This window comes from Streptomyces sp. NPDC002004, assembly GCF_053593975.1.
Map to the genome: position 1 here is coordinate 147812 of NZ_JBSFDP010000009.1, position 18172 is coordinate 165983.

Annotated in this window: 12 protein-coding genes and 1 tRNA gene; 9 read left to right on the top strand and 4 right to left on the bottom strand. The window is 69.8% G+C overall.

Annotated elements, in window-relative coordinates:
* Positions 1–113: 113 nt before the first annotated feature.
* From ACWCP6_RS16840 to polA, 3 genes are all read right to left on the bottom strand, one after another.
* A complete protein-coding gene (locus ACWCP6_RS16840) occupies positions 114–1886 on the bottom strand; it encodes a lytic transglycosylase domain-containing protein (protein ID WP_450933197.1) in 1773 nt (590 codons plus the stop codon).
* 1354 nt (positions 1887–3240) lie between these two features.
* Positions 3241–3624, bottom strand: coding sequence for a hypothetical protein (locus ACWCP6_RS16845; RefSeq protein WP_450933198.1), 384 nt, complete (start codon positions 3622–3624; stop codon positions 3241–3243).
* 317 nt (positions 3625–3941) lie between these two features.
* Positions 3942–6674, bottom strand: coding sequence for a DNA polymerase I (gene polA, locus ACWCP6_RS16850; RefSeq protein ID WP_450933199.1), 2733 nt, complete (start codon positions 6672–6674; stop codon positions 3942–3944).
* A gap of 143 nt (positions 6675–6817) precedes the next feature.
* Between polA and ACWCP6_RS16855 the strand changes: the two genes are divergently transcribed.
* From ACWCP6_RS16855 to ACWCP6_RS16885, 7 genes are all read left to right on the top strand, one after another.
* Positions 6818–9097: an FdhF/YdeP family oxidoreductase gene (locus tag ACWCP6_RS16855; RefSeq protein ID WP_450933200.1), complete on the top strand. Its 2280-nt coding sequence runs from the start codon at positions 6818–6820 to the stop codon at positions 9095–9097.
* An 85-nt stretch (positions 9098–9182) separates the two neighbouring features.
* Positions 9183–9659, top strand: a complete 477-nt coding sequence (locus tag ACWCP6_RS16860; RefSeq protein WP_450933201.1) for a PaaI family thioesterase — start codon at positions 9183–9185, stop codon at positions 9657–9659.
* Between the two features lie 854 nt (positions 9660–10513).
* The gene (locus tag ACWCP6_RS16865) at positions 10514–11725 is read left to right on the top strand and encodes a branched-chain amino acid ABC transporter substrate-binding protein (RefSeq protein WP_450933287.1); all 1212 of its coding nucleotides are present in this window, start codon (positions 10514–10516) and stop codon (positions 11723–11725) included.
* A 105-nt stretch (positions 11726–11830) separates the two neighbouring features.
* Positions 11831–12760, top strand: coding sequence for a branched-chain amino acid ABC transporter permease (locus ACWCP6_RS16870; protein WP_450933202.1), 930 nt, complete (start codon positions 11831–11833; stop codon positions 12758–12760).
* Positions 12761–12765: 5 nt separating this feature from the next.
* The gene (locus ACWCP6_RS16875; RefSeq protein ID WP_450933288.1) at positions 12766–14565 is read left to right on the top strand and encodes a branched-chain amino acid ABC transporter permease; all 1800 of its coding nucleotides are present in this window, start codon (positions 12766–12768) and stop codon (positions 14563–14565) included.
* Between the two features lie 5 nt (positions 14566–14570).
* Entirely contained in the window at positions 14571–15641 is a 1071-nt protein-coding gene (locus ACWCP6_RS16880) for an ABC transporter ATP-binding protein (RefSeq protein ID WP_450933203.1), read from the top strand.
* Positions 15638–16354, top strand: coding sequence for an ABC transporter ATP-binding protein (locus tag ACWCP6_RS16885; protein WP_450933204.1), 717 nt, complete (start codon positions 15638–15640; stop codon positions 16352–16354). The genes ACWCP6_RS16880 and ACWCP6_RS16885 overlap by 4 nt, the downstream gene beginning before the upstream one ends.
* A gap of 96 nt (positions 16355–16450) precedes the next feature.
* On the opposite strand, the gene ACWCP6_RS16890 is transcribed toward ACWCP6_RS16885, so the two are convergent.
* Positions 16451–17107, bottom strand: a complete 657-nt coding sequence (locus ACWCP6_RS16890) for an ANTAR domain-containing response regulator (protein ID WP_450933205.1) — start codon at positions 17105–17107, stop codon at positions 16451–16453.
* 101 nt (positions 17108–17208) lie between these two features.
* On the opposite strand from ACWCP6_RS16890, the gene ACWCP6_RS16895 reads away from it, so the two are divergent.
* Positions 17209–17283: transfer RNA gene (locus ACWCP6_RS16895), tRNA-Leu, on the top strand.
* Positions 17284–17389: 106 nt separating this feature from the next.
* A complete protein-coding gene (locus ACWCP6_RS16900) occupies positions 17390–18172 on the top strand; it encodes a helix-turn-helix domain-containing protein (protein WP_450933206.1) in 783 nt (260 codons plus the stop codon).

Genomic DNA, 18172 nt, shown 5'->3' on the forward strand with positions numbered 1-18172 from the left:
GCACAACGGCGACGGCGCCGCCCTCCCCCGGGTGGGGCGGGCGGCGCCGTCGCGCCGTGCGGGTGGCCGTGCCGGCCGGGGCGAGCCGCCGTGGCCGTCGAGCGAAGGCCGGGTCACTGGGCGGGGGGCGCGGCCTCCACCTTCAGCTCGACGGTGAGGGTGGCGCCGCCGGTGGTGTCGATGCGGAGCAGGAAGGTGCCGGTGGCGTCGTCGGCGTACAGCTTGGGGAGCTTCAGGAGGCCGTTCTCGTCCGTCTCGAGGTCCTTGAGCGTGCGGATCGGCTTGCCGTCGCCGTCCTTGAAGTAGGGACCCTTGTCGTTCTCTACCGGGTCATTCCTGCTCGGGTCGTCGCCCTTGCTCGCGTCGTTCGCGCTCGGGTCGTCCTCGGTCTTGATGAGGGTGGCGGTGGCCGCGACACCCTTGGCGACGGCTCCCTTGTAGGTGGCCTTGACCTCCACGGCGTCGGCGAACTCGCCGCCCGGCGTGCAGGTCAGCTCCTTGTCGCTGGTCCGGGCGAGGGCGTCGGCCTGCCGGGCTGTGACCTTCGCGATGTGGTCCAGGCCGGGCAGGGAGCGGCCGACGACGGTGGCGCGGACGGTGAAGTCACCTGTCTTCTCACCCGCTTGGAGCGTGGGTGCGGTGGCGGTACCGGCGCTGTCGGTGACGGTCGTGGCGACGTCCTCGCCGCCGGTGAAGGTGGCGTCGGTGTCCCCGACGATGGTGAAGCGGACCCTCACCTTCGCCACGGGCCTGCTCTTGGCCGTCTCGGTGCGGACCTTCACGTGCCGGGCGAACGCGTCGCCCGCGGTGGCGCCGAGATCGCCCGTACCGGCGTCCGCGAGACGCGCGACGGTGTCGGTGGGCGTCTGCGGCGGAGTGGGCTTGGGGGTGTCGTGGCCGCCGGGCTTGGGGTCGGGGTCGGGGCTCGGCGTCGGGTGGGAGCCGCCCGGCTTCGACGGCTTGTGGTGCTTCCCGGGCCTGGGTGTTTTCGGCTCGCTGGGCGAGTGGCCGGGCTTGGACCTGTGGCCGCGACCGTGGTCGCTGCGCTCGCCGGGCAGGCTGCCGGTGCCGTCCGGGACCTCGTGGGTACCCCTGCGGTAGAACTCGAACCAGGACAGGACCGTGTTGAGGTACTCCTGGGAGTGGTTGTAGCCGAGGATCGCCCGGTGCAGATGGGCGTCGACCGACAGGTCTCGTCCGCCGGCGCAGAGGTAGCGGCCGGCGGCAAGAGCGGCGTCGTACACATTGTTGGGATCCTTCAGCCCGTCGCCGTTGCCGTCGGCGCCCCAGCCCTGGTGGCCGGGGCCGCCCTGGGACCACGTCGAGGGGATGAACTGCATGGGGCCGACGGCGCGGTCGTGCGTGGTGTCGCCGTCGTAGCGGCCGCCGTCGGTGTCCTTGATGCTGGCGAAGCCGTTGCCGTCGAGGACGGGGCCCAGGATCGGGCTGAGCGTGGTGCCGTTCGCGTCGACGCGGCCGCCACGGGCCTGGCCGGACTCGACCTTGCCGATCGCCGCGAGGAGTTGCCAGGGCAGGCGGCACCCGGGGTTGCTCTCGGCGAGTGCGGCTTCGGCCTTCTTGTACGCGTCGAGCACGGTGGCGGGTATGCCGGCCTGCGCCTCACCGGCGCCGACGGGCGTGTCACCGGTGACGGGCGGGGTCGCGGTGGGACTGTGCAGCGGCGGAAGATCCGTGAAGTAGGGGGAGTTGCCGGTGACGGGGGTTTCGCCGCCGGGCGGCTCGGTCGCTTCGGCGGCGGACTGGCCCGTGTGGGCGTCGTTGGTGACGCCGGGCGCCTGCGACGCGGACAGCGCCGCGACCGCGGCGGCGGCCACGGCGGTGGTCGCTGCCCCCTTTGCGATCCTCCTGCCGAAATGCGCCGCCATCCCGTGTACCCCTCCCACTGACGACCAGTCCGATCCGCCGACATTCCCACATCGGCAGCCCATGTGACCCTACGACAACTTCCGCCGCCCACACACCTGTTCGCGCCCGTTTTTCACCGATTGGCCATGTGGTGGCCATCCATCCCGGCACCGATACACGGGCACGAACCAGGCCCGCGTGCCTGGAGAGTGCGGAGGCGCACCACGAGTCGGTCCGAGCGGGCCGGGAGGGCCTGCCTCGATGCGGGCCGGGGTGCGGATGGGTGCGGGGCAGGTACGGACGGGTGCGGGCCGGCGCCTGGCCGGGTGCGGGCCGGCGCCTGGCCGAAGCCCTGGGGGCGACAAGGTCCAGCGGGGGTGCGGGGCAGCTGACTGCGGGGGCAGCCCAGGGCTGGTGCGGCTGGGCGGGGCCGGGGCCTGGACGGGGCGGGCCCGGGGCAGGGCAGGCCCTGCCCTACGGGTGGGCCCCGAGTCCGGGTGGCGGTGCGAGATTGCGCTCGGGTGGCCGGGGCCGGACCTGGAACGGATGGGAGCCCACGGAGGGAAGCGTCCGGCCGGTGCGTGGAGACACTGGTTCCCCGGCTCGCCGGGCATGGCCGGGCCGGGCGGGCGTCCTGGTGCCGACGCAGGCGGGGCGGTTCCCTGGGTCGCGGTGCTGCGACGGGGCACGGCCGGGGCCAGTGGCCAGGTCCGGGCAGGACCGGTGACCGCACGGGGCCGCGCACAAGGTCGGGACGGTCGGACCATGTGGAACGACACCGAGGCGGGTGACCAGTACGGCAGAGCAGACCCCGTGGCCGAGTCCGCTGGTCAGCACCGAGGTGAATGGCCGGATCCGCCAGAAGGACCGAGGCCTGTGATCAGGCTCGCTGTGCGCCGCCGGTGGCCACGCGGGACGGGGGCGGGCCGGGTCGCGGGTCAGTCGGGCAGGGCCGGGTGCGGCAGGTGGCGTCGGGGCGCGGCGTGTCAGTTTGAAGGCAGATGCGGGCGGCGACGAGGCGCAGCGTGTCAGGCGAGAGCCCAGTCGCAGCGCCGGTCACTCGTCGGGACCGGGGCGGCAGAGGCGGGCACGGCGAGCTGGGGCGGCGACCGGCGACAGAGGCGAGCGGGGGCGGCGACCGGCGGCAGAGGCGGACGGCGACGGCGACGGCGACGGCGACGCAGCACGTCAGGCGAGAGCCCAGTCGCAGCGCCGGTCACTCGTCGGGACCGAGGCGGGTGAAGCGGGCACGGCGAGCTGGGGCGGCGACCGGCGACAGAGGCGAGCTGGGGCGGCGACCGGCGGCAGAGGCGAGCGGAAGCGGCGACCGGCGGCGGGGCCAAGCGGGCGGCGACCAGCGGTGGCGGTGCGGTGTCAGCGGTCCTCGTCCGGATCCTGGGCGTTCCATGTCCAGTACCAGCCCCAGGGGTCCCGGTGGGGCAGATCCGGTGCGGTACCCGCCGGCGGCGCATCCTCGGGGGGCTCGTCCAGCTCGCCCTGCTGGGTGCGGGTGCGGCCCGGCGGGGCGCAGGTCCGGGCCGGGTCGCCGTCGTAGACGGTGATCGACACATTGATGCGCCGGAACGACAGCACCGCCCGGACGGCGTGCAGCACCCGGGCGGCGCGGTGGAGGTCTCGACGGGGTGCGGGGCGCCTTACGGAGCTGGCGTCCACCGCGATGGCCCGTATCGGTCGCCGCAGCGCCGACACGAGCGCCGCGGCGACCGCGGTCCGGCGTCGGCGCAGGTTGAGGCCCATGCCACGCATCCTTGCGGGGCGCGGGGCGGGCGTCACGGAGGCGGGGTCCAAGCGGGTGAGCCCCCGAAAGGGCTCCCCGTCCATGGCCGGCCCCGCTCCGGCACGCAGCAGCACGCGACACCAGGCACCCCGCTCGCGGCTCGCGGCTCGCGGCTCGCGGCTCGCGGCTCGCGACACCCGACACCCGACACCCGACACCCCGCTCGCGACACCCGGCGCACCGGGAAGGTCCCCGCTCTGCCCCCTCGGCAGCACCGCGGCCCCTGCGGGAGCCATCCGCGCAGGGGCCGTGGTGCGGCCGAGGGCCGAGGCGGGCGTCAGTGGGCCGCGGACTCCCAGTCCGGTCCCGAGCCCACCGAGACGTCGAGGGGGGCGCGGAGCTGCACCGCGCCCGCCATCTCGCGGCGGACCAGCTCCTCGGTCGCGGCGCGCTCGCCGGGGGCGATCTCCAGGACGATTTCGTCGTGGACCTGGAGAAGCATGCGGGACTTCAGACCGGCCTCCGCCAGGGCGCGGTCGACGTTCAGCATGGCGATCTTGACGATGTCCGCTGCGGTGCCCTGGATCGGTGCGTTCAGTGCCATGCGCTCGGCCATCTCACGGCGCTGGCGGTTGTCGCTGTTGAGGTCGGGGAGGTAGCGGCGGCGGCCGAACAGCGTCTCCGTGTAGCCGGTGGCGCGGGCCTCGTCGACGACGCGGCGCAGATAGTCGCGGACGCCGCCGAAGCGCTCGAAGTAGGTGTCCATCAGCGCCCGGGCCTCGGCGGCCTCGATGTTCAGCTGCTGCGAGAGGCCGAAGGCCGACAGTCCGTACGCAAGGCCGTACGACATCGCCTTGATCTTCCGGCGCATCTCCGCGTCGACTCCGGAGCGGTCCACACCGAAGACCTGCGAGGCGACCGTCGTATGGAGGTCCTCACCGGAGGTGAACGCCTCGATCAGGCCCTCGTCCTCCGACAGGTGCGCCATCACGCGCAGCTCGATCTGGCTGTAGTCCGCCGTCATCAGGGATTCGAAGCCCTCGCCGACGACGAAGCCCCGGCGGATCGCGCGGCCCTCGTCGGTGCGGACCGGGATGTTCTGGAGATTCGGGTCGGTGGAGGACAGACGGCCCGTCGCCGCCACCGTCTGGTTGAAGGTGGTGTGGATGCGGCCGTCGGCGGCGACGGTCTTGATCAGGCCCTCGACGGTGACCCTCAGCTTCGCCTGCTCACGGTGGCGGAGCATGATCACCGGCAGCTCGTGGTCGGTCTGGGCGGCCAGCCAGGCCAGCGCGTCCGCGTCGGTCGTGTACCCGGTCTTCGTCTTCTTCGTCCTGGGCAGCGCCAGCTCGCCGAAGAGGACCTCCTGGAGCTGCTTGGGCGAGCCCAGGTTGAACTCGTGGCCCACGGACGCGTGGGCCTCCTTCACGGCCTGCTGCACCGCACCCGCGAACGTCTGCTCCATCGCCTCGAGGTGGGCGCGGTCCGCGGCGATGCCGTGCCGCTCCATGCGCGCCAGCAGCACGGACGTCGGAAGTTCCACGTCCCGCAGCAGATCGGCGGCGCCGACCTCCTGCAGCCGGTCACCGAAGGCCGCCCCGAGATCGAGGACCGCCCGGGCCTGCACCATCAGCGCATCCGCCTCGGCCTGCTCGTCCGTGCCGAACGCGAGCTGGCCGTCGGCCGCCCCGGCGGGCGCCAGCTCCCGGCCCAGGTACTCCAGGGACAGCGCGTCCAGCGCGAAGGAGCGGCGGCCGGGCTTGACCAGGTAGGCGGCGAGCGCCGTGTCCATGGTGACGCCCTCGACGCTCCAGCCGTGCTCGGCGAAGACCCGCATCACCGCCTTGGCGTTGTGCAGCACCTTGGGCTTGGCGGGGTCGGCGAGCCAGCTCGCGAACGCCTTCTCGTCGGCCTCGTCCACCTGCGTGGGGTCGAACCAGGCTGCGGCCCCGCCTGCGGCGGCCAGGGCCACCTCGGCGACCGCGCCGGCACCGAGCTGCCACGAGTCGACCGTGGCCATGCCGAGGACCGCCTTGCCGTGCTCGGCCAGCCACGGCGCCAGCTCGCCGGCACCGAGCACCGCGCCGTCCAGCTCGACGCCGGGGGCCGGAGCCGTCCGCTCCTCCGTCTCGGCGCCGGGGTCGACCGCGAAGAGCCGCTCCCGCAGGGACGGGTTACGGATCTCCAGGGTGTCCAGGACGAGGGTGACCGTCTTGCGGTCGTACGCGGCGCGCTCCAGCTCCTCGACCGTCCTCGGCAGCTCCACGTCGCGCACCAGCTCGGTCAGCCGGCGGTTCAGCCGCACCGACTCCAGGTGGTCGCGGAGATTCTGCCCGGCCTTGCCCTTGACCTCGTCGGCCCGCTCGCACAGCTCCGCGAACGACCCGAACTGGTTGATCCACTTCGTGGCGGTCTTCTCGCCGACACCGGGGATGCCCGGGAGGTTGTCGGACGGGTCGCCGCGCAGCGCCGCGAAGTCGGGGTACTGCGCCGGCGTCAGACCGTACTTCTCCTGGACCTTCTCCGGGGTGAAGCGGGTCAGCTCGGAGACGCCCTTCGTGGGGTACAGCACAGTGGTGTGCTCGCTCACCAGCTGGAACGAGTCACGGTCACCTGTGACGATCAGCACCTCGAAGCCAGCGGCCTCGGCCTGCGTGGCGAGCGTGGCGATCACGTCGTCCGCCTCGAAGCCCTCGACCGCGAACCGCGGCGCGTGCATCGCGTCCAGCAGCTCGCCGATCAGCTCGACCTGGCCCTTGAACTCGTCCGGGGTTTTCGATCGGTTCGCCTTGTACTCCGTGAACTCCTGCGACCGCCAGGTCTTGCGGGACACGTCGAAGGCGACCGCGAAGTGCGTGGGCGCCTCGTCGCGGAGCGTGTTCGCCAGCATCGACGCGAAGCCGTAGATCGCGTTCGTCGGCTGGCCCGTCGCGGTCGTGAAGTTCTCCGCGGGCAGCGCGAAGAACGCGCGGTACGCCAGTGAATGCCCGTCCATGAGCATCAGGCGCGGCCGCGCCCCCGCGGTCGTCTCCGCCGGACTGTCGGTCTTCTTCGATGCTGTCTCTGCCACGCCCCCGATCCTGCCACGCCCCACCGACAATCCCGTCCGCCCGTCACCCGGCGACCGGCGGGGCTCACCGTCGGCACTCCGTGGCAGGATCCCCGGAGTCAGCTTTCATGTGCCGTCAGCACTGCCGCTCGAGGGGACGCACCATGGCCACCAAGCCTCCCGCAGGTGATCCGATACAGGACGCGCCGCAGGTCGCGGCCCCGAAACACGCCGCAGCGGGCCTCACCGCCATCGGCCACTCGCTGAAGATCGCGCAGCAGCAGATGGGCGTGCGCCGCACCGCCCTCACCCTGCTCCGCGTCAACCAGAAGAACGGCTTCGACTGTCCGGGCTGCGCCTGGCCCGAGCCGGAGCACCGACACCGGGCGGAGTTCTGCGAGAACGGCGCGAAGGCGGTCGCCGAGGAGGCGACGCTGCGCCGTGTCACCCCCGACTTCTTCGCCTCCCACTCCGTCGCCGACCTGGCCACCCGCAGCGGGTACTGGCTGGGCCAGCAGGGCCGGCTCACCCACCCCATGTACCTGGCGGAGGGCGCGGACCACTACGAGCCGGTGTCCTGGGAGCGGGCCTTCGACATCGTCGCCGAGGAGCTGACCGCCCTCGGCTCCCCCGACGAGGCCCTCTTCTACACCTCGGGGCGCACCAGCAACGAGGCCGCGTTCCTGTACCAGCTGTTCGCCCGCGAGTTCGGCACGAACAACCTGCCCGACTGCTCCAACATGTGCCACGAGTCGTCCGGCTCCGCGCTGACGGAGACCCTGGGCGTCGGCAAGGGCAGCGTCCTCCTGGACGACCTCTACAAGGCGGACCTGATCATCGTCGCCGGGCAGAACCCGGGTACGAACCACCCCCGGATGCTCTCGGCCCTCGAGAAGGCGAAGGCCGGCGGCGCGAGGATCATCACCGTGAACCCGCTGCCCGAGGCGGGCATGGAACGCTTCAAGAACCCGCAGACCCCCAAGGGCCTCACCACGGGTGCCGCGCTCACCGACCTCTTCCTCCAGATCCGCATCGGCGGCGACCAGGCCCTCTTCCGCCTCCTCAACAAGCTCGTCCTCGAGACCGACGGCGCGGTCGACCGGGAGTTCATCGACACGCACACCCACGGATTCGAGGAGTTCGCGGCGGCAGCGCGCGCCGCCGACTGGGACGAGACGCTCACCGCGACCGGCCTGAGCCGGGACGAGATCGACGAGGCGCTGCGCATGGTCCTCGCCTCGCAGCGCACCATCGTGTGCTGGGCGATGGGTCTGACCCAGCACAAGCACGCCGTTCCCACGATCCGGGAGGTCGTCAACTTCCTGCTGCTGCGCGGCAACGTGGGCCGTCCGGGTGCCGGTGTCTGCCCGGTGCGCGGTCACTCGAACGTGCAGGGCGACCGCACCATGGGCATCTTCGAACGGCCCGCCCCCGCGTTCCTGGACGCTCTGGAGAAGGAGTTCGGCTTCGCGCCGCCCAGGGAACACGGCTACGACGTCGTACGGGCCATCCGCGCCCTGCGCGACGGCGACGCGAAGGTCTTCTTCGCCATGGGCGGCAACTTCGTCGCGGCGTCCCCGGACACGGAGGTGACGGAGGCGGCGATGCGCCGCGCCCGGCTCACCGTGCACGTGTCGACGAAGCTGAACCGCAGCCATGTCGTCACCGGCGCCCGCGCCCTGATCCTGCCCACCCTGGGCCGGACGGAGCGCGATGTGCAGGACGGCGGCGAGCAGTTCGTGACCGTCGAGGACTCCATGGGCATGGTGCACGCCTCCCGCGGACGGCTGGAGCCCGCGAGCGCCGAGCTGCTCTCCGAGCCGGCGATCGTGTGCCGGATGGCGCGCCGCGTCCTCGGCTCCGAAAGCCGCACGCCGTGGGAGGAGTTCGAGAAGGACTACGCGACGGTCCGCGACCGCATCGCCCGTGTCGTGCCGGGCTTCCAGGACTTCAACGCCCGCGTGGCGCACCCGGGAGGGTTCGCGCTGCCGCACGCCCCGCGCGACGAGCGCCGCTTCCCCACCGCCACCGGCAAGGCCAACTTCACGGCCGCGCCCGTCACGTACCCCGAGCTCCCCGAGGGCCGGCTGCTGCTGCAGACGCTGCGCTCGCACGACCAGTACAACACCACGATCTACGGCCTGGACGACCGCTACCGCGGCATCAGCAACGGCCGCCGGGTCGTCCTGGTGCACCCCGACGACGCCCGCGAGCTCGGCCTCGCGGACGGGGCGTACGCCGATCTGGTCAGCGAGTGGAAGGACGGCGTGGAACGGCGAGCGCCGGGCTTCCGCGTGGTGCACTACCCGACCGCGCGCGGCTGCGCCGCCGCGTACTACCCGGAGACCAATGTGCTGGTCCCGCTGGACGCGACCGCCGACACCAGTAACACCCCCGCCAGCAAGTCCGTCGTCGTGCGCCTGGAACAATCGGCCTCGGCCTAAGCGTTTGCTCAGGCAGCCATCAGGCGACAAGATCCGACCAGTACCGCAGATCCAGCCGCCGAAGACGACGAACGGAGCCGGGCCCATGGGCGAAGAGCAGAACACCGTGAAGTTCCCGCAGGAGGTCATCGACGAGTACGCCGCACTCGGCGTCGACCTGCCTGCGCTGTTCTCCGCCGGCACCCTGGGCACCCGCATGGGCGTCGTGATCAAGGAGGCCTCCGCCGAGCGTGTGGTCGGCACGATGCCCGTCGAGGGCAACCAGCAGCCCTACGGCCTGCTGCACGGCGGCGCGTCCGCCGTGCTCGCCGAGACCCTCGGCTCGGTCGGCTCGATGCTGCACGGCGGCGCCCACAAGATCGCCGTCGGCGTCGACCTCAACTGCACGCACCACCGCGGCGTCCGCTCCGGGCTCGTCACGGGCGTCGCCACGCCCGTGCACCGCGGCCGGTCCACGGCGACGTACGAGATCGTGATCAGCGACGAGCAGGGCCGGCGTGTGTGCAGCGCACGCCTGACCTGCCTGCTGCGCGAGGGAAACGCGCTCGGCACGTCCGGCTGAGACCCACGGCAACGCAGACGAGGGGCGCCCCCGGCGGGGGCGCCCCTCTCGCTTTCCCTCCCGCCGAGGCGTGCGCTCCCCACGGGAAGCGCCCGCCCCCCATCACTCCGAAGCGCCCGCTCCCCCACCCCGAAGCGCCCGGCGCCCCCTCTCCGAAGCGCCCGCCCCCTCGCCGTGAAGCGTCCGCCGCCTCCCTCGGAAGCCTCCGCCGCCCCGCTCCGAGGCACCCCCGACGCCCCTCAAGTGCCGTCCGGAGCAAGGCCGTCGGGTGTCCATCGAACTCCCATCGGATCACCACGGAACGTCCCCGTGACCAGCACACCGCCGCCCTCGCGCCATCGCCGAACACCCCTGTTTCCGCAGCGGATTCCCGTCATGCCGGTGCCGGACTACAGCCGATATTCCGGGACTTGACCTCGCGACAGCAGCAAAATGCATTTCACGCCTGAATAGAGATCTTGCCTTTCCCTATGTAACGCAGCGTTACGCGCGCGCAATACAGGAACAGCCCGTCCAAGTCCATCCCGATGATCTTTCCGACCCCGCTGCACCCACGCCGAACGCGCTCCGCAACGCCTTGGCCCACCCCTAAGGGGAAGTGCGGATTCTCAGAATGCGGACGCTGCGGAAATTCCGCCAAACCGGCCGAGAGTCACCTTTGCGGAAGGTGGGGTTCCGGCCCGTCATAACAAGAAAGTCACAGCATTGCCTGGCCACTGCCAGCCAGAACTCCGCAGGCCTAGAGTCACGGCCAGTCACCGCCTCCATCGGGAGTTCGGTACCGGCGCGGCGCGGGTCCCTCAACAGAAGGACACCTCAGCCAGCGGAAAGGACTGATTGTGCGACAGCGTTCTTTGGTGATCCTTACCTCCGTGCTCACCACCGGAGCTCTGACCCTCACCGCTTGCGGCTCCCGAGACAACAGCAACAAGGACAGCGGCAAGGGCGGCACCGTCATCACGATCGGTGTCGACGCCCCGCTCACCGGCCAGAACTCGGCCACCGGTCTCGGTATCCAGTACGGCGCGCAGATCGCCGTGGACGACGCCAACAAGAACAAGACGGTTCCCGGCGTCACCTTCAAGATCAAGGCCCTGGACGACAAGGCCCTGCCGGCCACCGGCCAGCAGAACGCCACCCAGCTCGTCGCCGACAAGACCGTCGTCGGCGTCGTCGGCCCCCTGAACTCCGGCGTGGCCACGCAGATGCAGCAGGTCTTCGACACCGCCAACCTCGTCGAGATCTCGCCCTCCAACACCGCCCCCGAGCTCACCCAGGGCAAGAACTGGCAGACCAAGAAGGAACGTCCCTACAAGACGTACTTCCGCACCGCCACCACCGACGCCCTCCAGGGCGGCTTCGCGGCCGACTACGCCCACAACAACCTCAAGAAGAAGAAGGTCTTCGTCGTCGACGACAAGCAGACCTACGGCGCCGGCCTCGCCAAGCTCTTCGCCAAGGGCTTCAAGGGCGCGGGCGGCAAGGTCGTCGGCACCGACCACGTCAACGTCGGCGACCGTGACTTCGCCACCCTCGTCACCAAGATCAAGAACTCCGGCGCCGACCTGCTCTACTACGGCGGCCAGTACGACGAGGCGCAGATCCTCACCAAGCAGCTCAAGGACGCCGGCGCCAAGATCCCGCTCTTCGGCGGCGACGGCATGTTCACCCCCACCTACATCAAGACCGCCGGCAAGGCCGCCGAAGGCGACCTCGTCACCTCCATCGGCGTCCCCGTCGACACCCTGCCCGCCGCCAAGGACTTCGTCGCCACCTACAAGGCCAAGAAGTACCCCGGTGACTACGGCACCTACGGCAGCTACTCCTACGACGCCGCCACCGCCATCATCAAGGCCGTCGGCCAGGTCGTGAAGGACGGCAAGCTGCCCGCCGACGGCCGCGCCCAGATCACCGCCGCCGTCCAGAAGACGTCCTTCGACGGCATCTCCGGAAAGATCTCCTTCGACCAGTACGGCGACACCACCAACAAGCAGCTGACCGTGTACCAGGTCACCAAGGGTGAGTGGAAGTCCGTCAAGAGCGGCACCTTCGAGCCCAAGAAGTAACCGCACCACACCGCACAACACAGGGCCGCGCGGCACAGACCACCGTCACCGCGCGGCCCGCCTTCTACCCACCCCTGCACACTCCCACCACATGGAGGCCATGCGGTGAACACCCTGCCGCAGCAGCTGGCCAACGGGCTGTTCCTCGGCTCGATGTACGGCCTGATCGCCATCGGCTACACGATGGTGTACGGGATCGTCCAGCTCATCAACTTCGCCCATGGCGAGATCTTCATGACCGGAGGCTTCGGCGCCCTCACGGTCTACCTCGCCCTGCCGAGCGGCATATCCATGTGGATAGCCCTTCCGGCGATGCTCATCGGCGGCGCACTCGTCGCCGTCCTCATCGCCGTCGGCGCCGAACGCTTCGCCTACCGACCCCTGCGCGGAGCACCACGCCTGGCGCCACTCATCACCGCCATCGGCCTCTCCCTCGCACTCCAGCAGGCCGTCTTCAACTGGTACCCCGACGCCAAGTCCGCCCGCGTCTTCCCCCAACTCCCCTTCGGGCCCTTCCACCTCGGCTCCGTCAACATCCAGAGCGGCGACGTCTTCCTCATCATCGCCGCCCCCGTGTGCATGGCAGCCCTCGCGTTCTTCGTCCGCCTCTCCCGCACCGGCCGCGCCATGCAGGCCACCGCCCAGGACCCGGACACCGCACAGCTCATGGGCATCGACACCAACCGCATCATCGTCGTCGCCTTCGCCATCGGCGGCTTCTTCGCCGCCGTCGCCGGCGTCGCCTACGGCGTCAAGTACGGCTCCGTCGAATACAGCATGGGCTTCATCGCCGGCCTCAAGGCCTTCACCGCAGCCGTCCTCGGCGGCATCGGCAACATCTACGGCGCCATGCTCGGCGGCGTCGTCCTCGGCCTCGCCGAAGCCCTCGCCACCGCCTACATCGCCGACATCCCCGGCATGCAGCAGTTCGGCGGACAGGGCTGGGCAGCCGTCTGGGCCTTCGTCCTCCTCATCCTCGTACTCCTCTTCAGACCACAGGGCCTGCTGGGCGAACGCGTCGCGGACAGGGCGTGACCACCATGACCAACACCACCACCGCACCCACCGCTGCCGAACGCGGACCCGTCCCGCTCCCCCCGGCCGCCGCCCGCATCCTCATCACCCTCGGCGCCGTCGGAACCATCGCCAGCACCTTCCTGTCCTGGACCTGGACCCCCGACTTCCCCGGCGACCTCACCGTCTACGGCTACCCGGCCGGACTCCAGACCCTCGCCCTCGTCGCCGGCGCCCTCACCCTCCTCTTCGCCCTCAGCCTGTGGAACGTACGAGGACTCGCCCGGCTCAACCCCGCAGACAGCGCCTCCCCCGTGCTGATGGCGGCCCTCTCCGCCTTCGCCGTCTGCTGGTTCACCGCCATCGCCATCACCGTCGACCTCGGCGGCCTCGTCAACCTCGAACCCGGCGCCATCGTCGCGGCCATCGCCTCCGCGCTCCCCGTCATCGGCGCCCTCGCACTGCCCCACCCCGCCCCCGGCACCGGCATCCGCGGCTACCTCACCAAGCCCGACCAGCCCCGCCACGGCACACTCAACCCCCTCGCCGAACGTGCCATCATCACCCTCGGCACCGCGCTCGGCCTCACCGCCTTCACCTACGGCATCGGCATCAACGACGACGAGAGCGAGACCTTCCTCGGCTTCCTCCTCCTCGTCGTCTTCGGCGCCTGGAGCCTCATCCACGCCGGACTCCTCGACCGCTACTCGACGATCAGCACCCGGCACAAAGGATTCAGCGCCACCCTCGCCTTCGTCGCCGCCGCCGTCTTCCCCTTCACCCAGAGCGACGACCACAACGCCAACCTCGGCGTCAGCATCCTCATCTTCGCCACCGTCGCCCTCGGCCTGAACATCGTCGTCGGCCTCACCGGACTCCTCGACCTCGGATACGTCGCCTTCCTCGGCGTCGGCGCCTACGCCGCCGCCCTCGTCTCCGGCTCCGAGTTCTCCCGGTTCTCCGGCGTCGAGTTCCCCTTCTGGGCCGCCGCCCTCACCGGCATGGCCGCCTCACTCGTCTTCGGCGTCCTGATCGGCGCACCCACCCTGCGCCTGCGCGGCGACTACCTCGCCATCGTCACCCTCGGCTTCGGAGAGATCTTCCGCATCGCCGTCAACAACCTCGACGGCGACTCCGGACCCAACATCACCAACGGGCCCAACGGAATCTCCCGCATCCCCGACCTCCAGATCTTCGGATTCAACCTCGGCGACGCCCACGACGTCGGCGGCTTCACCCTCGGCCGGTTCGCCAACTACCTCTTCCTGATGCTCTTCATCACGGCCATCGTCGTACTCGTCTTCACCCGCGCCGCCGACTCCCGCATCGGCCGCTCCTGGATCGCCATCCGCGAGGACGAGACCGCCGCCACAGCCATGGGCATCAACGGCTTCCGCGTCAAGCTCATCGCCTTCGCCCTCGGCGCCAGCCTCGCCGGCCTCGCCGGCACCGTCATGGCGCACGTCAACTACAGCGTCAACCCCCAGCCCTACCAGTTCGCCGGCGCCGCCCCGCCCAACTCCGCCTTCCTCCTCGCCGCCGTCGTCCTTGGCGGCATGGGCACCGTCAGCGGCCCCCTCCTCGGCGCCAGCGTCCTCTACCTCATCCCCGAGAAGCTCCAGTTCCTCAAGAACTACGAACTCCTCGCCTTCGGCATCGCCCTCGTCCTCCTCATGCGCTTCCGCCCCGAGGGCATCATCGCCAACCGCCGCCGCCAGCTCGAATTCCACGAAACCGGGCAGCTGGACGTACCCGAACAACGACTCGGCGACGAAGACCAGCCCGGCGACGACCAGACCGTCAGCGTCACCAAGGCGGGTGCGTGAACACCATGACCACCACAACCACCGAGACCACCACCGGCACCCCCGTGCTCCAGGCAACCGGCGTCACCATGCGCTTCGGCGGACTCACCGCCGTACGCTCCGTCGACTTCACCGTCAACAGCGGAGAGATCGTCGGCCTCATCGGCCCCAACGGCGCCGGCAAGACGACCTTCTTCAACTGCCTGACCGGTCTCTACGTCCCCACCGAAGGCACCGTCTCCTACAAGGGCAAGATCCTCCCGCCCAAGCCCCACCTCGTCACCCAGGCCGGCATCGCCCGCACCTTCCAGAACATCAGGCTCTTCGCCAACATGACCGTTCTGGAGAACGTCCTCGTCGGCCGCCACACGCGGACGAAGGAAGGCCTGTGGTCGGCCCTCCTGCGCGGCCCCGGCTTCCGCAAAGCCGAAAAGGCCTCCGAGGAACGCGCCATGGAACTCCTTGAGTTCGTCGGCCTCGCCCACAAGCGCGACCACCTCTCCCGCAACCTCCCCTACGGCGAGCAGCGCAAGCTCGAAATCGCCCGAGCACTCGCGAGCGACCCGGGACTGCTGCTCCTCGACGAGCCAACGGCCGGCATGAACCCCCAGGAGACCCGCGCCACCGAAGAGCTCGTCTTCGCCATCCGGGACAAGGGCGTCGCCGTACTCCTCATCGAGCACGACATGCGCTTCGTCTTCAACCTCAGCGACCGCGTCGCCTGCCTCGTCCAGGGCGAAAAGCTCGTCGAAGGCACCAGCGACGTCGTCCAGAGCGACGAGCGGGTCATCGCCGCCTACCTCGGCACCCCCTTCGAGGGCGCACCCGAGGACAGCGCCCTCGAAGAGGTCCAGGCAGCCGAAGCCGCGGCGGAAGCCTCCGCCGAAGCCGAGGCCGAGGCCTCCGCCGAGGCCGAGGCCGAGACCACGGAGGCCGACGAGGAAACCGGCACCACCACGCCCCCGGCGAACACCACCACCGAGACCGCCGCGGACACCTCCACGGAGACCGAGACCCCCTCGGACACCGACGACGCCGACGACGCCGACAGCGACGGGGAAGCACAGAGCACCACCACTGAAGGAGACACCAAGTGACCGCACTCCTCGAGGTCAAAGACCTCAAGGTCGCCTACGGCAAGATCCAAGCCGTCAAGGGCATCTCCTTCACCGTCGAAGCCGGCCAGATCGTCACCCTCATCGGCACCAACGGCGCCGGCAAGACCACAACCCTGCGCACCCTCAGCGGCCTCCTCAAGCCACTGAGCGGCAGCATCACCTTCGACGGGAAGCCCCTCGACGGCGTCCCCGCCCACAAGATCGTCGCCCTGGGCCTCGCCCACTCCCCCGAAGGCCGACACATCTTCCCCCGCCTCACCATCGCGGAGAACCTCCAACTCGGAGCCTTCCTCCGCAAGGACAGCGCAGGCATCGAACGGGACATCCAACGCGCCTACGACCTCTTCCCCATCCTCGGGGAACGCCGCAAGCAGGCAGCAGGCACGCTCTCCGGCGGTGAGCAGCAGATGCTCGCCATGGGCCGCGCCCTGATGTCCCAGCCCAAGCTGCTGATGCTCGACGAGCCCTCCATGGGCCTGTCGCCGATCATGATGCAGAAGATCATGTCGACGATCGCCGAGCTCAAGGCCCAGGGCACCACCATCCTGCTCGTCGAGCAGAACGCGCAGGCCGCGCTCTCCCTCGCCGACCAGGGCCACGTCATGGAGATCGGCAACATCGTCCTCTCCGGCTCCGGACAGGACCTCCTCCACGACGAATCGGTGCGCAAGGCCTACCTCGGCGAGGACTGACACCGGCACACCCAGCACACGACTGAGGCCCGCTCCCTCGGGGGGAGCGGGCCTCAGCGCTGTCGTCCCGGCCGGAACGGCGCGACACGGGCAGGCCTACTGGCCGCCCTTCGCCGCCTTCTTCTCCTCGGCGTCCTCGATGACCGCCTCCGCCACCTGCTGCATCGACAGACGCCGGTCCATCGACGTCTTCTGGATCCAGCGGAACGCCGCCGGCTCCGTCAGCCCGTACTCCGTCTGCAGAATCGACTTCGCACGGTCCACGAGCTTCCGCGTCTCCAGTCGCAGCGTGAGGTCCTCGACCTCCTTCTCCAGCGCCCGCAGCTCCGTGAAGCGGGACACGGCCATCTCGATGGCCGGCACCACATCGCTCTTGCTGAACGGCTTCACCAGATACGCCATGGCACCCGCGTCACGAGCACGTTCGACGAGGTCGCGCTGCGAGAACGCGGTCAGCATCAGCACCGGCGCGATGGACTCCTCGGCGATCTTCTCGGCCGCCGAGATACCGTCCAGCTTCGGCATCTTCACATCGAGGATCACCAGATCCGGACGGTGCTCACGGGCGAGCTCGACGGCCCGCTCGCCGTCACCGGCCTCACCGACGACGCTGTACCCCTCCTCCTCGAGCATCTCTTTGAGGTCCAGACGGATGAGCGCCTCGTCCTCGGCGATGACGACACGGGTCGTCAACGGAGGCACGTGCGACTTGTCGTCATCGGCGACGGGCTGGGGCGACTCGGGGGCGGTCACGGATGCTCCTTGATCAATGGCAGGTTCAACTGCTCCCAAGAGCCTACCGAGCTGCGGTAAGGTGGTGGGCCGAGGGGTCGCGCTTCCCCTTCCTTTCTTAGGCCCCAGTACTCCAACTGGTTAGAGAGGCCGCTCTCAAACAGCGGACAGTGTGGGTTCGAATCCCACCTGGGGCACTTTTCCTTGAATTTCAAGGTCGCGCCCTTTAAGCGGATGTCCACGTTCTCGTGAACATCCGCTTTTCGCTGCCAGCTACGATGCCCACTCACTCAGAGTGGCCACATGCATGACATCCACACACGCCAGCGAGCACTGTCCCTGCTTCGCGGTGGCTCACGCAACTCCGACGTAGCTCGCGAGCTGGCTGTTCCACAGGGGACGATCAGTTACTGGAAGCACATGGCCCGGGCCAACCGGGGAGAGTGCCGGCGCAAGCACGAGCCAAAGTGCCCCAGATGTGACGGGCGAGCGCTGGAAGCTGCCGCGTATGTCTACTTACTCGGGCTCTACCTCGGCGACGGACATATCAGCCACTACTCCGGGCATCGCACTCCCAGCCTCGTGATCACATGCACAGAGTCCTGGCCCGGACTTATGGATGAGTGTGAGCGAGCCATGCGCACCGTCTTCCCGGACAATTCGGTGTGCCGCGTGCGCAGGAAAGGCTGCCGCAACGTGAAGGTCTATTCAATGCACATCCACTGCTTGTTCCCCCAACACGGGCCCGGCAAGAAACACGAGCGCCGGATTGCCCTCGAGCCCTGGCAGCGGACGCTCGTTGCCGCGCACCCCTGGATGTTCATCCGGGGCTTGATCCACTCGGACGGCTGTCGCATCACCAACTGGACTACCCGCCTCGTCGCTGGTGAGCGTAAGCGCTATGAGTACCCGCGCTACTTCTTCAGCAACAAGTCGGACGACATCCGGCGACTCTTCACCGACACACTCGACCATGTCGGTGTTGAATGGACCACGCTCGCGCGCGGCAGCGACCCGTTCAACATCTCCGTAGCCCGCAAAGCCTCCGTAGCCCTCATGGATCTGCACATAGGCCCGAAATACTGA

Bases quoted from the DNA above. Each gene is read 5' to 3' on its own strand.
- ACWCP6_RS16845 (WP_450933198.1), bottom strand. From the start codon at position 3,624: ATGGGCCTCAACCTGCGCCGACGCCGGACCGCGGTCGCCGCGGCGCTC.
- ACWCP6_RS16840 (WP_450933197.1), bottom strand. From the start codon at position 1,886: ATGGCGGCGCATTTCGGCAGGAGGATCGCAAAGGGGGCAGCGACCACC.
- ACWCP6_RS16855 (WP_450933200.1), top strand. From the start codon at position 6,818: ATGGCCACCAAGCCTCCCGCAGGTGATCCGATACAGGACGCGCCGCAG.
- ACWCP6_RS16880 (WP_450933203.1), top strand. From the start codon at position 14,571: ATGACCACCACAACCACCGAGACCACCACCGGCACCCCCGTGCTCCAG.
- ACWCP6_RS16860 (WP_450933201.1), top strand. From the start codon at position 9,183: ATGGGCGAAGAGCAGAACACCGTGAAGTTCCCGCAGGAGGTCATCGAC.
- ACWCP6_RS16900 (WP_450933206.1), top strand. From the start codon at position 17,390: ATGCATGACATCCACACACGCCAGCGAGCACTGTCCCTGCTTCGCGGT.
- ACWCP6_RS16875 (WP_450933288.1), top strand. From the start codon at position 12,766: ATGACCAACACCACCACCGCACCCACCGCTGCCGAACGCGGACCCGTC.